Here is an 18319-nt window from a genome sequence, read left to right as displayed (position 1 = left end):
ACTCTACCTCGCCACCGGCAAATCGGCGTACCGCGTTGTATAGGCCGGTGACAACATTTCCCGCTTCATCGCCCACGGTTTCTCAATACCCTGCCCGGCAAACCATATCTTCCCTTTGCCGGAATGATTCAGGCTGTCGATCGTTTCCATCAGCGCCGCGCTGTTGGCGCGCAGGCGATTATCGTCAAACAGGTTAAGCTGGGCGACGCCGCTGCTGAAAAAGTCCGCCAGCATGACCCCGGCCTTCATATAGCGATACCCGTCGAGCCATATCCGCCCCAGCGCTTCCGTGGCGGCGCGGATGATATCGCGCGAGTCATTGGTGGGCGTCATCAGGGTGACCGAAGCCTGATTGCCGTAATAAATTTCGTTGTCCGCATGCGGGCTGGTGCGCACAAACACGCTGATAAAACGACAGTATTGATGCTCGCCGCGCAGTTTCTCTGCGGCGCGTTCCGCGTAGGCGCAAATCGCCTGGTGCATTTCCTCGTACTGCGTAATACGGTGTCCAAACGAACGGCTACAGATAATTTGCTGCTTCGTGGGGGTGAACTCCTCCAGGTCAAGGCAGGGCTCACCGCGAAGCTCGCGGGCCGTACGCTCCAGCACCACGTTAAAATGTTTGCGAATGACCCACGAGGAGGCCTCCGCCAGCTCCAGCGCCGTGGTGATCCCCATCGCGTTGAGCTTTTTCGTGATGCGTCGGCCTACCCCCCACACCTCCTCTACCGGAACCTTTTCCAGCAGTTTACGCTGCCGCTCGCGGCCTGAGAGATCGACCACGCCGCCGGTGCCGGACCACCGTTTCGCCGCATAGTTGGCCAGCTTCGCCAGCGTTTTGGTCGGGGCAATACCGACGCCAACGGTTAAGCCCGTATTTTTAAAGACCTGCGAGCGCATCTGGTGACCAAACGCTTCCAGTGACAGGCAGTGACTGACCCCTGAAACGTTCACGAACGCCTCATCAATGGAGTAAATCTCTATTGCCGGGGCGAGATCGGTCAGCGTCTGCATTACCCGACTGCTGAGATCGGCATACAGCGCATAATTCGAGCTAAAGACGTAAATTTTTGACGGATATAGCTTTTCTTTGAATTTAAAATACGGCTCACCCATTTTTATGCCGAACTGCTTTGCCTCCCGCGACAGTGAAATAATGCAGCCGTCGTTATTGGAAACCACCACGATGGGCTTCCCCTCCAGATCGGGGCGGAAGACCCGCTCGCAGGAGGCGTAGAAGCTGTTCACATCAACCAGCGCGAACATGTTTATGCGTTTTAAGCGTGTGGGTGACGACGCCGAAGATCTGCAGCTCCTCTTCGGACTGAAAGGTAATCGGCTGATAGCGGACATTATGTGGCAACAGCCTCAGAACCGGGCGCGTCTGTAGCTCCTTCACCGTAAACTCACCGGCGACCGACGCCACGACGATATCTCCGTGTTCGGCATTTAACGAGCGGTCAACCACCAGCAGATCGCCATCGCCGATCCCCACGCCAATCATGGAGTCGCCACTCACCTTGATAAAATAGGTCGCACTGGGGTGCCTTACTGCCAGCCGGTTAAGATCGAGACGATCCTCCACATAATCCTGCGCCGGGCTGGGGAACCCACAGGCAACACGTTCTAAAAACAAAGGTAATTCAATGATTTGTTTTGGTTGATAAGAAAAGAGAGTGTCCATAATGCCTTTCTCGCCGAATACTGTATATAAATACAGTATTACGGATTGTGGACAAGGATCAAGGTCATTTCCGGAAGCGAACCCAAACGCGTTGAAGTGTCAGAAGATTTAAAACGCGCAAAGCCCGGAAGCGCATGTCGGGCTTTGCGCCTGTGACGATCAGTCCATCAGCGTATTCAATGTTTCCAGCGCGTCAGGCGGCAGCTGCAGTTCCCCCGCCGCGAGGTTTTGCCGCAGATGCGCCACGGAAGAGGTGCCCGGGATCAGCAGAATATTCGGAGAACGCTGCAGCAGCCATGCCAGCGCAACCTGCATTGCCGTGACGCCCAGTGAATCCGCGACAGCCTTCAGCCCGGAAGATTGCAGCGGCGTAAAGCCTCCCAGCGGGAAGAACGGTACATACGCGATCCCCTGCTGCGCGAGCAGATCCACCAGCGCGTCGTCACCCCGGTTCACAATGTTGTACATGTTCTGCACGCACACCACCGGCACCATCTTCTGCGCTTCTGCAACCTGGGTGGCCGTGACGTTGCTCAGGCCAATATGCCGCACCAGCCCCTGCTGCTGTAATTCTGCCAGGGTGGAGAGCGGTTCAGCAATCGACCCTTCCGCAGGCCCGTGTGCGCTAAACATGATCCGCAGATTCACCACGTCCAGCACGTCCAGCTGCAGATTACGCAGGTTGTCATGCACCGCCTGCGTCAGTTCCTGTGCGGAAAAGGCCGGCAGCCAGGCGCCTTTGTCGTTGCGACGGGCACCAATCTTGGTGACGATCGTCAGATCGTCCCGGTAAGGATGAAGCGCCTCGCGGATCAGCTGGTTGGTGATATGAGGACCATAAAAATCACTGGTATCAATATGGTTCACCCCCGCCGTCACCGCTTCGCGCAGCACGTCCAGCGCGGCCTGCTTATCCTTCGGTGGGCCAAAGACGCCCGGCCCGGCGAGCTGCATCGCACCGTAGCCCAGCCGATTAACCGTCCGCGTCCCGAGCGCGTACGTCCCGCTTTTATCAATGCTGCTCATGTTGACCTTCCTCATAAAAATGATCCGGATTTACAACAGGTTCCTCACCGGAGCCCTTAGTTAAGCGCGAGTTAAATTAAAGTTTAAATTCTATACGACGATAGTATTGGTGTACCTCTGCATCCTTTCTAACGGACGACCGCTATGCTGAAAAATCTGCACGTGATTACCGGAATTATCTTTGCCCTCACCATATTCTGTCTGCTGCAAGTTGTCACGGGAGGGTTGTTCTACTCTGCCGTCAGCAACGATCGCCATAACTTCCAGAATTCCGGCGTGCTCAACGCCCAGCAGGAAAGCCTGAGCGACAGCGTGAACACGCTGGTGAAAACGCGCGTAACCGTCACCCGCGTGGCGATCCGCTACCTGAAAAACCAGCGTGACCCGGCTTCCCTTGCGGCGATCAATAAACTGCTGGGCACCGCAGGCGACTCGCTGGCAAAAGCCGAAGCCTATAACAAAGAGTGGCAGAAACTGCCGCAGGTTAAGGGCCAGGAGGCGGCATTGACCGACGAGATGCAGAAATCCTGGAACCAGATGCACGAAGTCATGCGTTTATCAATTGAGTATCTGCGCGCCGACAACTATCAGGCCTATGGCGATCTGGACGCCCAGCAGGCACAGGACGAGATGGAAGCGGTCTATAACCGCTGGCGCGCCGAAAACAATACCCTGCTGAAGGCGGCAACCGAAGAGAACCAGAGCAGCTTCACGCAGATGCAGTGGACGCTGGCGGCTATTCTGCTGGCCGTGATCGCGGTTCTGGTGGTCATCTGGCAGGGGTTACAGCACCTGCTGTTAAAACCACTCCACTCCATTATGAACCATATTCGCGCCATTGCAGGGGGCGACCTGACGCAGGAGATCGCTATCTCGGGTCGCAATGAGATGGGTCAGCTGGCCGCCGGCCTGCATGAGATGCAGCAGTCGCTGGTGACCACCGTCAGCGCCGTACGGGGAAGTACGGATTCCATCTACACCGGCGCAGGTGAAATTGCCGCAGGGAGCAACGATCTTTCCGCTCGCACCGAACAGCAGGCCGCCTCGCTCGAAGAGACCGCTGCCAGCATGGAAGAGCTGACCGCGACGGTTAAGCAGAACTCCGATAACGCCCGTCAGGCCACGCTGCTGGCGAAAAACGCCTCTGAAACGGCCGCGCGCGGCGGTCACGTCGTGGATAACGTGGTTCGCACCATGAACGAAATCGCCGACAGTTCGCAGCAAATTGCGCATATTACCGGCGTGATCGACAGCATCGCGTTCCAGACCAATATTCTGGCGCTAAACGCCGCGGTGGAAGCGGCACGCGCCGGGGAACAGGGCCGTGGTTTTGCGGTCGTTGCAGGTGAAGTCCGTACCCTGGCGAGCCGCAGCGCGCAGGCGGCGAAAGAGATCAAAGGGCTTATCGAAAACTCCGTCAGCCGGGTGAATACCGGTTCTGAGCAGGTCAGCGAGGCGGGCACCACCATGAAGGAAATCGTCGCCGCCGTTACCCGCGTGACCGATATCATGGGCGAGATTTCCTCTGCCTCTGACGAGCAGAGCCGCGGTATTGAGCAGGTGAGCCTGGCCGTTTCGCAGATGGACAGCGTGACGCAACAAAACGCCGCGCTGGTGCAGGAATCCGCCACGGCGGCGGCGGCGCTGGAAGATCAGTCCGAGCAGCTGCGCCAGGCGGTAGCCGCGTTTCGTCTGAACGGCAAAGAAAAAGCGGTAGCCCCGCGCCCGGCCAGCGTGAAAACGCCCCAGCTGTTGCGCCCGGCAACCGCAAACGCCGCCACCGACAGCAACTGGGAAACCTTCTGAGTTTCAGGCGGGCGAGAATATCGCCCGCTAGCGGCTGCGCTTGGCGTGTCGCTCCCAGTTCTCCTGTTTTGCTTCATCGGATTTACGCAGTGAAACGTAGCATGCCCCGCTGCCGCCGTGATGCGGCAGCGCCACGCAGAAGGCCTGCACTTCCTCGAACTCGGTTAACCAGCGCGCCAGATAGCTGCGCACCACATTAGGATGTGAGTTCTGCTCCCGCCCTTTCCCGTGAATGATAATCAGGTTACGTAACCCGTCACGTCCGGCCTGGCGGATAAAAGAATAGAGCATCTGACGGCAGCGTTCGGCGGGCTGGCGCAGGAGGTTTAAGCTGGCCTGGCGGGCATATTTACCCGAGCGCAGCTTATCGATAACACCCTGCTGCACCCCTTCGCGCTGGAACGCCAGCGGTTCTTCCAGGGGAAGCAGGTCAAGAAAATCCAGCGTCAGGAAGTTATCCAGCTGTTCACTATCCACCTCCTGGCGCGTCCGCGTATTGCGGCTGGGCTGCCAGTGAATATCCGGGCCACGCTTCAGCGGCTGGACATCTTCCATGGCGTCAAGAAAAAAGGATTTGTCGTCAGGGTTCATGGATATCCTCCGGCTACAACTGAGGACGGTACTATACCTGCGCCTGAGACAGGCCTCAATCACCGTTACGGGCGTCGTGCGCAACAAATATTAACCTGATGAATATATATAGTATTTATAAAATAAAGTTAAATATGACTTAACTAAAATTTCAGCAAGAATGAAATAAGTGATTTGTGTTAAATTTTCGTAAAATCAAGCACTCAATACCCTTCCATTTTGCTAAAAAGGTGTTATACCTAAATATACCTGCTTCATGGATATAATACTCAGGATTGGCGAAAGGACGCACTGCTGTGTGTACTGGAGGATCTGTCTGATGTCGGGCAGATCCTGTTTTTTTATTATCTCACTTTCACGCCACGATTATTTTCCTCGCTTCTCTCCTGAATTGCGTAATTAATGATTCAGCAAGGGGCGTCTGACGTGAATCACGGCGCTGAATTAAATAATATGCTGCTTTGGGAAGCGATTCGACAACCGGCAGCATGACCAGGCGGTGCGCCAGAAGCGGGTCACAGCCTAACTCCTGCGGCAATATGCTTAAAAAATCACTTTGCGCGACCAGGCTAATACAGGAAGAAAATGTTTCGCAGACCACACCAATTCGCGGTATTTGCGAGCGATGGCTAAATACCTCTTCTAACTGCTTATAATAACTTCCCCGCGGCGTCGGCATTGTCCAGTTATAATGCAGAAGTTCATTAATCGACGTTGCCCCCGTTGCCGGATGCCCTTCGCGACAAAATACCGCAAACGGCTTCTCGAAGAGTTTTTCAAACGTAAATTCCTGGTCGTAAGGTCCCTGATAATAGGTGTTAATGGTGAAGTCCAGCTCGCCCTGGCGTAATTCATTGATCATCGACACCAGCTGCCCTTCCATTATCCGCACCTTGACCTGCGGATGCTGCGCATGGAAGCGTGTGATAACGGCGGGCATAAGCGTGCGCGAAACGCTGGCTCCCATTCCGATGTTGATCTGCCCGGCCAGCTCACCCTGCCGCTGACGGATGTCATCCTGCGCGGCACGCAGCTCTTCCAGAATCAACCGGGCGCGCTGGTAAAAGCCCTCACCGCATTCGGTCAACGCGACGCCCTTACTCCTGCGCACGAAAAGCTGCGCCGCCATGCCCTCCTCCAGCTCTTTGATGGATTTGGTCAGCGCCGGTTGCGAAAGATTCAGCGTCCTGCTGGCACCGCGAATGCTGCCCTGACGCGCAACCTCAACAAACGCCCGGATTTGATGAAATTTAATCTGGAATGTCATAGCCCGACCGATAACCGTTGTTTATCAGAGTAAAGAAACTGTCATCTACATTAATGGAAAGGGATGTGCGAGGGTAATTCCTGAACGGTTAAAACTGTGAAAAATCGGTTAGTGATAAGTAAAAACTATCACAGCGTGAAGCAGTTCACATATTTTAATGATGACAGGAACAGATATGGACACACTGGCGCAGTACATCCAGACGTTAACGCCGCAGCTGAGCGCGTGGCGTCGCGATTTTCACCATTTTGCGGAATCCGGCTGGGTAGAGTTTCGTACCGCCGCGAAAGTCGCGGAAATACTGGACTCGCTGGGTTACGCACTGGCGATGGGCCGCGACGTGGTCGATGCCGAAAGCCGGATGGGGTTACCCGATGACACAACCCTGGCGCGAGAGTTTGCCCGCGCGCGGGCGCAGGGCGCGCCTGAGAAATGGCTGGCGCCCTTTGAAGGCGGGTTCACCGGCATTGTCGCCACCCTGAATACCGGCCGCCCGGGCCCAACCCTGGCATTTCGCGTCGACATGGACGCCCTTGATTTAAGCGAAGCGCTTGACGACAGCCATCGCCCGTTCCGCGACGGGTTTGCCTCCTGCAATCCGGGCATGATGCACGCCTGCGCGCACGACGGCCACACCACGATTGGTCTGGGGCTGGCACAGGTGCTTAAGCAGAATGAAGCCCGGCTCAACGGCACCATAAAGCTGATCTTCCAGCCTGCCGAAGAAGGAACGCGCGGCGCGCGCGCCATGGTTGCCGCCGGGGCGCTGGATGACGTGGACCATTTCACGGCTATCCATATTGGCACCGGCGTACCTGCCGGGACGGTAATCTGCGGCAGCGATAACTTTATGGCCACCACCAAATTCGACGTGAGCTTCACCGGCGTGGCCGCGCACGCGGGCGGTAAGCCGGAGGACGGTCGTAACGCCCTGCTCGCCGCCGCGCAGGCCGCCCTCGCCCTGCACAGCATCGCCCCGCACAGCGACGGCGCATCCCGGGTGAACGTCGGGGTGATGCAGGCGGGCAGCGGGCGCAACGTGGTCCCCGCGAATGCCCTGATGAAGGTTGAAACCCGCGGCGAAAGCGAAGCGATTAATCAGTATGTCTTTGAACGCGCGCAGGCGGTGATTACCGGCGCGGCGGCGCTCTACGGCGTGAGCGCGGAGATGCGCCTGATGGGGGCAGCCACCTCCAGCGCGCCGACGCCGGCCTGGGTTGATTATCTGCGCGAACAGGCGAGCCAGGTTTCCGGGGTTGTTCACGCCATCGATAAGGTGAAAGCGCCAGCGGGCTCCGAAGACGCCACGCTGATGATGGCCCGCGTGCAGCAGAACGGCGGCATGGCGTCCTATATGGTGTTTGGCACGGATTTGAGCGCCGGGCATCACAACGAAAAATTCGACTTCGATGAGCAGGTGATGCCTGTCGCCATCGAAACGCTGGCGCGAACTGCGCTTAATTTCCCGTGGACGCGAGGTGTGTAATGCAGGAGAACTACGCTTTTATTGCCGATGCGATCGACACGCGATGTCGGACGTTAACCGATATTGCCGACGCGATCTGGGATCGTCCCGAAACCCGCTTTGAAGAGTTCTGGTCCGCCGAACGACTGGCCAGCGAACTCGAAGCAGAAGGCTTCACGCTGACCCGCGAGGCAGGCGGTATTCCAAATGCCTTTATCGCCAGCTTCGGCAGCGGAAAACCGATTATCGCCCTGCTGGGCGAGTACGACGCGCTGGCCGGGTTAAGCCAGCAGGCACACTGCGCGACCGCGCAAACCGCCACGCCGGGGGCTAACGGCCACGGCTGCGGGCATAACCTCTTAGGCACCGCGGCGCTTGCGGGCGCTGTGGCGGTGAAAAGCTGGCTGGAGCAGCACGGCGGCAGCGGAACGGTGCGTTTTTACGGCTGTCCCGGTGAGGAAGGCGGCTCCGGGAAAACCTTTATGGTGCGCGAAGGGCTATTTGATGACGTCGATGCCGCCGTCACCTGGCACCCGGAAGCCTTTGCCGGGATGTTTAACGTCAGCACGCTGGCGAATATTCAGGCCGCCTGGCGCTTTCACGGCGTGGCGGCGCATGCGGCCAACTCTCCTCACCTGGGACGCAGCGCGCTGGACGCCGTGACGCTGATGACCACCGGCACCAACTTCCTTAACGAACATATTATCGAGAAAGCGCGCGTCCATTACGCCATTACCGACACCGGCGGGATTTCGCCCAACGTGGTGCAGGCGCAGGCCGAGGTGCTGTACCTGATCCGCGCCCCTGAGATGGCCGATGCACAGCAGATCTACGAGCGCATCGAGAAAATTGCCCAGGGCGCGGCGATGATGACCGAAACCACCGTCGAGTGTCGTTTTGATAAAGCCTGCTCCAGCTACCTGCCGAACCGCACGCTCGAGGCGGCGATGTATCGCGCCCTGCAGCACTACGGCACGCCGCAGTGGACCGACGAAGAGCGAGAGTTTGCCCGCGAGATCCGCGCCACGCTGACGCCCAACGATCTGCAAAACAGCCTGAAAAATATTGCCGCCACGGGTGGCGACGCGGGTAAAGCCTTTGCCCGTCGTCATCAGGCGACGCTGCTGGTGGATGAAGTCGCGCCTTACGCCGTCACCGACAACGTGCTGGCGGGTTCAACCGACGTGGGCGACGTCAGCTGGAAAATGCCGGTGGCCCAGTGCTTCAGCCCCTGCTTTACCGTCGGCACGCCGCTGCACACCTGGCAGCTGGTGTCTCAGGGGCGAACCTCTATTGCCCACAAAGGCATGCTGCTGGCCGGAAAAGTGATGGGAGCAACCGCGCTCAATCTGCTGCAGGACGCATCGCTGCTGAAAAAATGCCGTGAAGAGTTTGAACAGCAAATACAAGAAAAACCGTACGCGTGTCCGATCCCACAGGGCGTGACACCGTCACCTTTAAAATAAAAAAACACAACACAACACAACAACACTCCCGAGGAACGCCCATGAGTATGTCATCCATACCTTCGCATTCCCCATCCGGTAAGCTCTATGGCTGGGTTGAAAGGATCGGCAATAAAGTGCCGCACCCTTTCCTGCTGTTTATCTATCTGATTGTGATTTTGATGGTCGCCACCGCCGTGCTCTCCGCCTTTGACGTCAGCGTGCGCAGCCCGGCCGACGGCAGCCTGGTGGCGGTGAAAAACCTGCTCAGCGTTGAGGGGCTGCACTGGTTTTTACCCAACGTGATTAAGAACTTCAGCGGTTTCGCCCCGCTGGGCGCCATTCTGGCGCTGGTGCTGGGCGCCGGGCTGGCGGAACGCGTGGGCTTGCTGCCCGCGTTAATGGTGAAAATGGCTTCCCACGTCAGCGCGCGCTACGCGAGCTATATGGTGCTGTTTATCGCCTTCTTCAGCCATATCTCCTCCGACGCCGCGCTGGTGATCATGCCGCCGATGGGGGCGCTGATCTTTCTCGCCGTCGGGCGCCACCCCGTGGCGGGCCTGCTGTCGGCGATTGCGGGCGTGGGCTGTGGATTCACTGCCAACCTGCTGATCGTCACCACCGACGTGCTGCTCTCGGGCATCAGTACGGAGGCGGCGAAAACCATTGATGCGGCCATGCACGTCAGCGTGATCGACAACTGGTACTTTATGGCAAGCTCGGTCATTGTCCTGACGATTGTCGGCGGGCTGATTACCGATAAGATCGTCGAGCCGCGCCTGGGCAAATGGGAAGGCCGCAGTGATGAAAAGCTGGAAACCCTGAACAAAGAGCAGCGCTTTGGCCTGCGCGTGGCGGGGATTGTCTCGCTGGCTTTTATCGCGCTGGTGGCGCTGATGGTGGTGCCGGAAAACGGCATATTGCGCGATCCGGTTAAACATACGGTCCTGCCTTCGCCGTTTATCCAGGGCATCGTGCCGCTGATTATTCTGTTTTTCTTTGTCGTCTCGCTCGCCTACGGTATCGCCACCGGTAAAATCCGCCGCCAGGGCGATCTGCCGCAGCTGATGATCGAGCCGATGAAGGAGATGGCGGGCTTTATCGTGATGGTGTTCCCGCTGGCCCAGTTTGTGGCGATGTTTAACTGGAGCAACATGGGCAAGTTTATGGCCGTGGGCCTGACCGACGCGCTGGAGGCTGCCGGGCTAAGCGGCGTACCGGCGTTTGTCGGCCTGGCGCTGCTGTCATCCCTGCTGTGCATGTTTATCGCCAGCGGCTCCGCCATCTGGTCGATTCTGGCCCCGATCTTCGTGCCGATGTTTATGATGCTGGGTTTTCACCCGGCGTTTGCCCAGATCCTGTTCCGTATCGCGGACTCCTCGGTGATACCGCTGGCACCGGTTTCGCCGTTTGTTCCGCTGTTTTTAGGCTTCCTCCAGCGCTATAAACCCGAGGCCAAACTGGGTACCTACTATTCGCTGGTTTTACCCTACCCGCTTATCTTTTTAGGGGTATGGCTGGTGATGCTGGTGGCGTGGTATCTTGTCGGCCTGCCGATTGGGCCGGGAATATACCCGAGGCTGAACTAAAGGAATGAGGATGCTGAGATTACTCGAAGATAAGATTGCGACGCCGCTTGGGCCGCTGTGGGTGATCGCGGACGAGCAGTTTTGCCTGCGCGCCGTTGAGTGGGAAGAGCACAGCGACCGCATGGAAGAGCTGCTCAATATTCATTACCGCCTGCAGGGTTATGAACGTATCAGCGCCACCAACCCGGGTGGGCTGAGCGACAAGCTTGCGGCGTACTTCGAAGGCGATCTCAGCATCATTGATACTCTGCCGACCGCCACGGCTGGCACGCCTTTTCAGCGTGAAGTGTGGCAGGCGCTGCGGTCGATTCCCTGCGGGCAGGTCATGCATTACGGCCAGCTCGCGGAGCAGTTAGGTCGCGCAGGCGCTGCACGCGCGGTGGGTGCCGCTAATGGCTCTAACCCGGTCAGCATCGTGGTGCCCTGCCATCGCGTCATTGGCCGCAACGGTACCATGACAGGCTATGCCGGTGGCGTGCAGCGAAAAGAGTGGTTGCTGCGTCACGAAGGGTATCTCTTGCTCTAGTTCCCAGGCTTTTTGTGCTTAATTTTCTACCGGTTAGGCTAAAAATCCATAATCAAGCTGTGGAATTTCAAGAAGATGGCGACGCATTGTCGTCTCTTGTCCTTATTGAGGGTTTGTCAGGCTTACGTACTTACCAAAAAGATGTTAAAATTGACCAATATCAATTAAGGCTTGAGCAAACCTATGATCCCGGAAAAGCGAATTATACGACGCATTCAGTCTGGCGGTTGTGCTATCCATTGCCAGGATTGCAGCATCAGCCAGCTCTGTATCCCGTTTACCCTGAATGAGCATGAACTCGATCAGCTTGATAATATCATCGAGCGTAAGAAGCCTATTCAGAAGGGGCAGACGCTGTTTAAAGCGGGAGACGAACTGAAATCGCTCTATGCTATCCGTTCTGGCACCATCAAGAGCTACACCATCACCGAACAGGGCGATGAGCAGATCACCGGCTTCCATCTGGCGGGTGACCTGGTAGGCTTTGATGCCATCGGTACGGGCCACCACCCGAGCTTTGCTCAGGCACTCGAAACCTCGATGGTTTGCGAAATTCCGTTTGAAACCCTGGACGATTTGTCCGGCAAGATGCCTAACCTGCGTCAGCAGATGATGCGTCTGATGAGCGGTGAGATCAAAGGCGATCAGGACATGATCCTGCTGCTTTCTAAAAAGAATGCCGAAGAGCGCCTGGCCGCGTTTATCTACAACCTCTCCCGCCGCTTCGCCGAGCGTGGCTTCTCGCCGCGTGAATTCCGTCTGACGATGACGCGTGGCGATATCGGCAACTACCTGGGTCTGACCGTGGAAACCATCAGCCGTCTGCTGGGTCGTTTCCAGAAAAGCGGGATGCTGGCCGTTAAGGGTAAATACATCACTATCGAAAACGGTGAAGCGCTGGCCGTTCTTGCCGGGCACGCCCGTAACGTGGCGTAACACTCCGCATATTGATGACCAGACTGATAAATTCTTGTGATTTATTGGTCTGGTGTAATCACTTCCGTTTCAAGATATTTTCACCGTAGTACGTCCCCACACAGCGCCCGAAAGGTTCTCGTTGAGGTTATGAATTGAGAGAAAGTTTGTTTTTCGTTTCAGTCGTGATTGCCTCAGTGACCTTTATCTTCATCTGGATCATGCTTGTCGGCCCAATGAAGGGGGAAGAAAAAACCTACGTCCAGGACTCCACGACCTTTGCGATAGCAGTGATGGTGCTGCTGTTTATTGCGTTTATCGCGGTGACGACGACGGTACTTTTCCTCTGATAAATTTTCATGAAATATTGATCTGGCAAAACCTCCCCTCTGTTTCATTCAGGATATATAGGTTACTCTTTTAATTACAGACTGTGGTGACAGTAGTAAGGAGACCTGTATGGCCAAGTATCAAAACATGCTGGTAGCTATCGATCCGAACCAGGACGATCAGCCGGCATTACGACGTGCTGTGTATTTACATCAACGGATTGGTGGCAAAATCAAAGCGTTTTTGCCGATCTATGACTTCTCGTATGAGATGACCACCCTTCTGTCGCCTGACGAGCGCACCGCTATGCGTCAGGGCGTCATCAGCCAGCGTACCGCGTGGATCCGAGAACAGGCGAAGTATTACCTGGAAGCGGGTGTTCCCATTGATATTAAAGTGGTCTGGCACAACCGACCTTTCGAAGCCATCATCCAGGAAGTTGTCGCCGGTGGGCACGATCTGCTGCTGAAGATGGCGCACCAGCACGACAAGCTGGAATCCGTGATCTTCACCCCGACCGACTGGCACCTGCTGCGCAAATGCCCTTGCCCGGTCTGGATGGTGAAAGACCAGCCGTGGCCTGAAGGCGGGAAAGCCGTTGTGGCGGTAAACCTCGCTAGCGAAGAGGATTACCACAACTCCCTGAACGAGAAGCTGGTGAAGGAGACCATCCAGCTTGCCGACCAGGTCAATCACACTGAAGTGCACCTGGTAGGTGCCTATCCGGTCACCCCTATTAACATTGCCATTGAGCTACCTGAATTTGACCCGAGCGTGTACAACGACGCGATCCGCGGTCAGCATCTGCTGGCCATGAAAGCGCTGCGCCAGAAATTCAGCATTGATGAGAAAATGACCCACGTGGAAAAAGGGCTGCCTGAAGAGGTGATCCCGGACCTGGCGGAACACCTGCAGGCGGGGATTGTGGTGCTGGGTACTATCGGCCGGACCGGTATTTCTGCCGCCTTCCTCGGCAATACCGCTGAACAGGTGATCGACCATCTGCGCTGCGACCTGCTGGTCATTAAGCCGGATGAGTACCAGACGCCGGTTGAGCTGGACGATCCGGAAGACGATTAACACCTGCGCCGCCCGACAATAAAAAAACCGCCAAACTCGGCGGTTTTTTCGTTTCAGCGTAACTTACAGCGCTTTCAGAATCGCATCCACGCTGGCTTTGGCATCGCCAAACAGCATGTGGGTATTCTCTTTGAAGAACAGCGGGTTCTGCACCCCGGCATAACCGGTATTCATAGAACGTTTGAAGACGATTACGTTCTGCGCCTTCCACACTTCCAGAACCGGCATACCGGCGATTGGGCTACCCGGATCGTCCTGTGCAGCAGGGTTAACGGTATCGTTGGCACCAATGACCAGCACGGTGTCGGTGTCGGCGAAATCATCGTTGATCTCATCCATTTCCAGCACGATGTCGTAAGGTACTTTCGCTTCCGCCAGCAGCACGTTCATGTGGCCCGGCAGACGCCCTGCCACCGGGTGAATACCAAAGCGAACCTTGATGCCCCGCGCGCGCAGCTTCTCGGTGATTTCCGCAACCGGATACTGCGCCTGCGCCACCGCCATGCCGTAGCCAGGGGTGATGATAACGGAATGCGAGTTTTTCAGCATGTCTGCGGTATCTTCCGCAGAAATTTCACGGTGCTCACCCACTTCTTCATCAGCACTGGAAGAAGATCCATCTGTCCCGAAACCACCGGCGATTACGCTAATGAACGAACGGTTCATCGCCTTACACATGATATAAGACAGGATCGCACCGGAAGAACCCACCAGCGCACCGGTGACGATCAGCAGGTCGTTGCTCAGCATAAAGCCTGCCGCCGCTGCCGCCCAACCGGAGTAGGAGTTCAGCATTGAGACAACAACCGGCATATCCGCACCACCGATGGATGCCACCAGGTGCCAGCCGAATGCCAGCGCGATGATGGTCATTACCAGCAACGCCAGCACCTGCAGACCGACGCTTTCGGTACGCACGAAGACCACCAGCAGAACAAATGACACCACCAGCGCCGCCAGGTTCAGCTTATGACGGTTTGGCAGCATCAGCGGTTTAGAGGAGATCTTCCCGCGCAGTTTACCGAACGCGACAATGGAGCCCGTGAAGGTCACCGCACCGATGAAGATACCCAGGAACACTTCAGTCAGGTGGATATTGACCAGAATCGGTTCCAGACCCGGTTCGTGATACAGGTAGCTGTTGAAGCCCACCAGCACCGCGGCCAGACCCACAAAGCTGTGCAGAATGGCAACCAGCTCCGGCATCTCGGTCATTTCAACGCGTTTTGCCAGACGAATACCAATCGCGCCGCCGATGATCATCGCCACCAGGATCCACGCTACGTTGCCGGTATCCGGCCCGAAGATGGTGGCAATCAGCGCAATCGCCATCCCGGCGATACCAAAGTTATTCCCCTGCTGAGACGTTTCGTGTTTGGAAAGCCCCGCCAGACTGAAAATAAACAGGATTGCAGCAACAATGTATGCGGCTGTCACTAATCCTCCAGACATATGCTACCCCTTAGCCTTTACGAAACATTTTCAGCATGCGCTGAGTCACGGTGAAACCACCGAAAATATTGATACTGGCGATCAGCACCGCGATAAAGCTCAGGAAGCTGATCCAGCCGCCGTGACCAATCTGCAGTAACGCCCCCACCACGATGATCCCGGAGATGGCGTTGGTTACCGACATCAGCGGGGTATGCAGCGCATGGGAGACGTTCCACACCACGTAGTAGCCTACGACGCAGGAGAGCGCGAAGACGGTAAAATGGCCGAGGAACTCTTTTGGCGCGACGTCAGCCAGCCAGCCGAACAGAATAATTACCAGCGCCATGATCGCGTATTTACGCCACGGTGAAGCCGGTTTAGCAGGTTCTTTTGGCTCAGGCGCCGCTTTTGGTGCCGCCTGAGGCTGAGCAGAAACCTGAATAGGCGGCGCAGGCCAGGTAATTTCACCTTCACGGACCACGGTCACACCGCGCACCACCACATCGTCGAAATCAACGGTGACGTTGCCGTCTTTCTCTTTGCAGAGCAGCTTAAGCAGGTTGACGAGGTTAGTGCCGTACAGTTGAGAAGACTGCGTTGGCAGACGGCCCGGCAGATCGGTATAGCCGATCACCTTCACGCCGTTAGCGGTCGTGGTCACCTGATTCGGTACGGTATATTCACAGTTACCGCCGTTTTGGGCGGCCAGGTCGACAATCACGCTGCCCGGCTTCATGGAATCAACCATCTCACGGGTAATCAGCTTTGGCGCAGGTTTACCCGGGATAAGCGCTGTGGTGACAATAATGTCGACATCTTTCGCCTGAGCGGCGAAGAGTTCCATTTCGGCTTTGATAAAGGCTTCGGACATCACCTTCGCGTAACCATCGCCGCTGCCGGCTTCTTCCTTGAAGTCCAGCTCAAGGAATTCGGCTCCCATACTCTGAACCTGTTCCTTTACTTCAGGACGGGTGTCAAAGGCACGTACGATAGCGCCCAGGCTATTTGCCGCACCGATTGCAGCAAGGCCCGCCACGCCCGCGCCAATCACCATGACTTTCGCCGGAGGGACTTTACCCGCGGCGGTGATTTGACCGGTAAAGAAGCGACCAAATTCGTGGGCTGCTTCAACAATGGCGCGGTAGCCAGCAATGTTTGCCATGGAGCTTAAGGCATCCAGCGACTGCGCGCGCGAAATGCGCGGCACTGAGTCCATCGCCATTACGGTCACGCCACGGGCCGCCAGCTTCTCCATTAGCTCCGGGTTTTGCGCAGGCCAGATGAAGCTCACCAGGGTTGTCCCCGGATTCAGCAGCGCAATCTCACCCTCTTCCGGTGCGTTGACCTTCAGAATCACCTGCGACTGCCAGACGTCAGCACCGTCGACCACTTCCGCGCCAGCCTGGATAAAGGCCTCGTCATCGAAACTCGCCAGTTTGCCCGCGCCGCTTTCAACCGCGACCGTAAAACCCAGCTTAAGCAGTTGCTCCACCGTTTTCGGTGTTGCCGCTACGCGGGTTTCATTGGCTAACCGTTCTTTTGGTACCCCAATACGCATAGTTTTCCCTTCCATCGGTTCTTGATGATGGTTTATCGATAAATGCCCGCGGTTTGTTTCAATTTTCACCATCGCGCCAGCGACGAGATATGATTAACCCCGGAAAATAAAACAGTAACAAACTGTCTATAACCTACTGAAAATAGCGCCCGTGATCTACCGCCAGAAAACACTATTTCTTACTTTATCTGTGAAAAATAAGCGATCGGCGTCACTGACAGTGATATTTACCTTAAATTCATCGCCGGAACCGATAAATCGCGCAAGCGAAGCGGTAAAAACATGATATAGCGCCGTAAGAGAACAACTTATTAACATTAAATTAACTTGCAAAAGTCATATGCTTTATCAGTTTTACTTGTCAAACGCGTGTTTTTTCAACATATCACTAAATGTTATCGAATAAGGTGATTCAGTGAGCACAGGCAGTGAAAAATGGCGCAGACAGCGACGGGTTTTAAATGCAATAATCGGGACCGTCTCAAATTAACAACAATACCAGTACATGGTTTGCGCAAGGCGAAGGATCATTTTTATGAAGCTTAAGAACACACTCCTGGCGTCCGCACTTCTTTCCGCGACCGCCCTGTCTGCGAATGCCGCAACAGAGTTAACGCCGGAGCAAGCGGCAGCGTTAAAACCTTTTGACCATACGGTCATTGTGGGTCGTTATAATTCTATTGGCGACGCCGTCGCCGCTGCATCAAAAGCTGCTGATAAAAACGGGGCGGCCTCGTTTTATGTCGTTGACCAGTCCGATTACGGCAACAGCGGTAACCTGCGCGTGACCATCGCGCTATTCAAAGACAATGCGCCAAAAGCTGACGCACCGAAAAACCGCGTGATCAACGGTGTTGTTGAACTGCCGAAAGATCAGGCGATTGAGCTGGAACCCTACGACACCGTCACCGTTCAGGGCTTTTACCGCAGCCAGCCTGAAGTGAACGATGCCATCACCAAAGCCGCGAAAGAGAAAGGAGCTTATTCTTTCTACATCGTGCGTCAGGTCGATGCTAACCAGGGTGGCAACCAGCGCATTACCGCGTTCATCTATAAAAAAGATGCGAAAAAACGTGTTCTGCAAAGCCCGGATGCCATCCCGGCGAATTCAGAAGCGGGTCGCGCGGCGATAGCGAAAGGCGGCGAAGCCGCGAAGAAAGTTGAAATTCCAGGCGTCGCAACGACGGCGGCCCCAAGCGCTGAAGTGGGTCGTTTCTTTGAAACGCAGTCCACGAAAGGTGGCCGTTACTCCGTTACGCTGCCGGACGGTACCAAAATTGAAGAGCTGAACAACGCCACTGCAGCGCAGATGGTGCCGTTCGACAGCATCAAATTTACCGGTAACTACGGCAACATGACGGAAGTCTCTTACCAGGTCGCGAAGCGTGCGGCGAAGAAAGGGGCGAAGTACTACCACATCACCCGCCAGTGGCAGGAACGTGGTAACAACGTGACCATCAGCGCCGATCTGTACAAGTAACAAAAGTCGTTTACGAAAGGCGGCGCAATGCCGCCTTTTTTGTTACTTTTTTTGATTTTCTGCCTCACGTCATTGCATGCTTTCGTTACACTCCGTAAAATCCCGCGCCTTAGTGTGATCCAC

At 56.0% G+C, this 18319-nt stretch carries 16 protein-coding genes; 9 read left to right on the top strand and 7 right to left on the bottom strand.

The window, feature by feature from the left end; all coding sequences use genetic code 11:
- Positions 1 to 3 precede the first annotated feature (3 nt).
- The 3 genes from umuC to ELK40_RS10185 all read right to left on the bottom strand — a co-directional run bounded on the left by umuC (position 4) and on the right by ELK40_RS10185 (position 2710).
- Positions 4 to 1266, bottom strand: a complete 1263-nt coding sequence (gene umuC, locus ELK40_RS10195; protein ID WP_115874895.1) for a translesion error-prone DNA polymerase V subunit UmuC — start codon at positions 1264 to 1266, stop codon at positions 4 to 6.
- Positions 1250 to 1684, bottom strand: coding sequence for a translesion error-prone DNA polymerase V autoproteolytic subunit (umuD, locus tag ELK40_RS10190; RefSeq protein WP_127730562.1), 435 nt, complete (start codon positions 1682 to 1684; stop codon positions 1250 to 1252). The genes umuC and umuD overlap by 17 nt, the downstream gene beginning before the upstream one ends.
- A gap of 159 nt (positions 1685 to 1843) precedes the next feature.
- Positions 1844 to 2710 carry an aldo/keto reductase family oxidoreductase gene (locus tag ELK40_RS10185; RefSeq protein WP_115874893.1) on the bottom strand — a complete coding sequence of 289 codons (867 nt, stop codon included), beginning with the start codon at positions 2708 to 2710 and terminating at the stop codon, positions 1844 to 1846.
- A 144-nt stretch (positions 2711 to 2854) separates the two neighbouring features.
- Between ELK40_RS10185 and ELK40_RS10180 the strand changes: the two genes are divergently transcribed.
- Complete coding sequence (locus ELK40_RS10180; RefSeq protein ID WP_127730560.1) at positions 2855 to 4516, top strand: methyl-accepting chemotaxis protein; 1662 nt, start codon at positions 2855 to 2857, stop codon at positions 4514 to 4516.
- Positions 4517 to 4543: 27 nt separating this feature from the next.
- Here the strand turns inward: ELK40_RS10180 and smrA are convergent, their stop codons facing one another.
- On the bottom strand, positions 4544 to 5107 hold the full coding sequence (gene smrA, locus ELK40_RS10175) for a DNA endonuclease SmrA (protein WP_127730558.1): 564 nt from the start codon (positions 5105 to 5107) through the stop codon (positions 4544 to 4546).
- 355 nt (positions 5108 to 5462) lie between these two features.
- The gene (locus tag ELK40_RS10170; protein WP_111965698.1) at positions 5463 to 6374 is read right to left on the bottom strand and encodes a LysR family transcriptional regulator; all 912 of its coding nucleotides are present in this window, start codon (positions 6372 to 6374) and stop codon (positions 5463 to 5465) included.
- A gap of 175 nt (positions 6375 to 6549) precedes the next feature.
- Here ELK40_RS10170 and ELK40_RS10165 point away from each other — a divergent pair, with 175 nt between their 5' ends.
- The 7 genes from ELK40_RS10165 to uspE all read left to right on the top strand — a co-directional run bounded on the left by ELK40_RS10165 (position 6550) and on the right by uspE (position 13724).
- Positions 6550 to 7860, top strand: a complete 1311-nt coding sequence (locus ELK40_RS10165; RefSeq protein WP_115874891.1) for a M20 family metallo-hydrolase — start codon at positions 6550 to 6552, stop codon at positions 7858 to 7860.
- Positions 7860 to 9305, top strand: a complete 1446-nt coding sequence (locus ELK40_RS10160; protein ID WP_115874890.1) for a M20 family metallopeptidase — start codon at positions 7860 to 7862, stop codon at positions 9303 to 9305. The genes ELK40_RS10165 and ELK40_RS10160 overlap by 1 nt, the downstream gene beginning before the upstream one ends.
- Positions 9306 to 9346: 41 nt before the next feature.
- Positions 9347 to 10873, top strand: a complete 1527-nt coding sequence (gene abgT, locus ELK40_RS10155) for a p-aminobenzoyl-glutamate transporter (RefSeq protein WP_127730556.1) — start codon at positions 9347 to 9349, stop codon at positions 10871 to 10873.
- Between the two features lie 10 nt (positions 10874 to 10883).
- On the top strand, positions 10884 to 11399 hold the full coding sequence (gene ogt, locus ELK40_RS10150) for a methylated-DNA--[protein]-cysteine S-methyltransferase (RefSeq protein ID WP_115874888.1): 516 nt from the start codon (positions 10884 to 10886) through the stop codon (positions 11397 to 11399).
- A gap of 183 nt (positions 11400 to 11582) precedes the next feature.
- Positions 11583 to 12335: a fumarate/nitrate reduction transcriptional regulator Fnr gene (gene fnr / locus ELK40_RS10145; protein ID WP_006174991.1), complete on the top strand. Its 753-nt coding sequence runs from the start codon at positions 11583 to 11585 to the stop codon at positions 12333 to 12335.
- 146 nt (positions 12336 to 12481) lie between these two features.
- Positions 12482 to 12664, top strand: a complete 183-nt coding sequence (locus tag ELK40_RS10140) for a hypothetical protein (RefSeq protein WP_014883604.1) — start codon at positions 12482 to 12484, stop codon at positions 12662 to 12664.
- A gap of 109 nt (positions 12665 to 12773) precedes the next feature.
- Positions 12774 to 13724 (top strand): universal stress protein UspE, encoded by a 951-nt coding sequence (gene uspE, locus ELK40_RS10135; RefSeq protein WP_032640084.1) that lies wholly within the window; start codon positions 12774 to 12776, stop codon positions 13722 to 13724.
- Positions 13725 to 13787: 63 nt separating this feature from the next.
- On the opposite strand, the gene pntB is transcribed toward uspE, so the two are convergent.
- Complete coding sequence (gene pntB / locus ELK40_RS10130) at positions 13788 to 15176, bottom strand: Re/Si-specific NAD(P)(+) transhydrogenase subunit beta (protein ID WP_032668239.1); 1389 nt, start codon at positions 15174 to 15176, stop codon at positions 13788 to 13790.
- Between the two features lie 10 nt (positions 15177 to 15186).
- Positions 15187 to 16716, bottom strand: coding sequence for a Re/Si-specific NAD(P)(+) transhydrogenase subunit alpha (gene pntA, locus ELK40_RS10125; protein WP_115874887.1), 1530 nt, complete (start codon positions 16714 to 16716; stop codon positions 15187 to 15189).
- A 535-nt stretch (positions 16717 to 17251) separates the two neighbouring features.
- Here pntA and ydgH point away from each other — a divergent pair.
- Complete coding sequence (ydgH, locus tag ELK40_RS10120; protein WP_111965689.1) at positions 17252 to 18196, top strand: DUF1471 family protein YdgH; 945 nt, start codon at positions 17252 to 17254, stop codon at positions 18194 to 18196.
- The last annotated feature ends 123 nt before the right edge of the window (positions 18197 to 18319 follow it).

Origin of the sequence: Enterobacter sp. N18-03635 (assembly GCF_004006055.1) — a bacterium.
GTDB classification, from domain to species: domain Bacteria; phylum Pseudomonadota; class Gammaproteobacteria; order Enterobacterales; family Enterobacteriaceae; genus Enterobacter; species Enterobacter vonholyi.
This window is presented reverse-complemented; position numbering and strand designations above follow the sequence as displayed.

Coding starts and splice junctions, on each gene's coding strand:
- umuC (WP_115874895.1), bottom strand. CDS start 1,266: ATGTTCGCGCTGGTTGATGTGAACAGCTTCTACGCCTCCTGCGAGCGG.
- umuD (WP_127730562.1), bottom strand. CDS start 1,684: ATGGACACTCTCTTTTCTTATCAACCAAAACAAATCATTGAATTACCT.
- ELK40_RS10185 (WP_115874893.1), bottom strand. CDS start 2,710: ATGAGCAGCATTGATAAAAGCGGGACGTACGCGCTCGGGACGCGGACG.
- ELK40_RS10180 (WP_127730560.1), top strand. CDS start 2,855: ATGCTGAAAAATCTGCACGTGATTACCGGAATTATCTTTGCCCTCACC.
- smrA (WP_127730558.1), bottom strand. CDS start 5,107: ATGAACCCTGACGACAAATCCTTTTTTCTTGACGCCATGGAAGATGTC.
- ELK40_RS10170 (WP_111965698.1), bottom strand. CDS start 6,374: ATGACATTCCAGATTAAATTTCATCAAATCCGGGCGTTTGTTGAGGTT.
- ELK40_RS10165 (WP_115874891.1), top strand. CDS start 6,550: ATGGACACACTGGCGCAGTACATCCAGACGTTAACGCCGCAGCTGAGC.
- ELK40_RS10160 (WP_115874890.1), top strand. CDS start 7,860: ATGCAGGAGAACTACGCTTTTATTGCCGATGCGATCGACACGCGATGT.
- abgT (WP_127730556.1), top strand. CDS start 9,347: ATGAGTATGTCATCCATACCTTCGCATTCCCCATCCGGTAAGCTCTAT.
- ogt (WP_115874888.1), top strand. CDS start 10,884: ATGCTGAGATTACTCGAAGATAAGATTGCGACGCCGCTTGGGCCGCTG.
- fnr (WP_006174991.1), top strand. CDS start 11,583: ATGATCCCGGAAAAGCGAATTATACGACGCATTCAGTCTGGCGGTTGT.
- uspE (WP_032640084.1), top strand. CDS start 12,774: ATGGCCAAGTATCAAAACATGCTGGTAGCTATCGATCCGAACCAGGAC.
- pntB (WP_032668239.1), bottom strand. CDS start 15,176: ATGTCTGGAGGATTAGTGACAGCCGCATACATTGTTGCTGCAATCCTG.
- pntA (WP_115874887.1), bottom strand. CDS start 16,716: ATGCGTATTGGGGTACCAAAAGAACGGTTAGCCAATGAAACCCGCGTA.
- ydgH (WP_111965689.1), top strand. CDS start 17,252: ATGAAGCTTAAGAACACACTCCTGGCGTCCGCACTTCTTTCCGCGACC.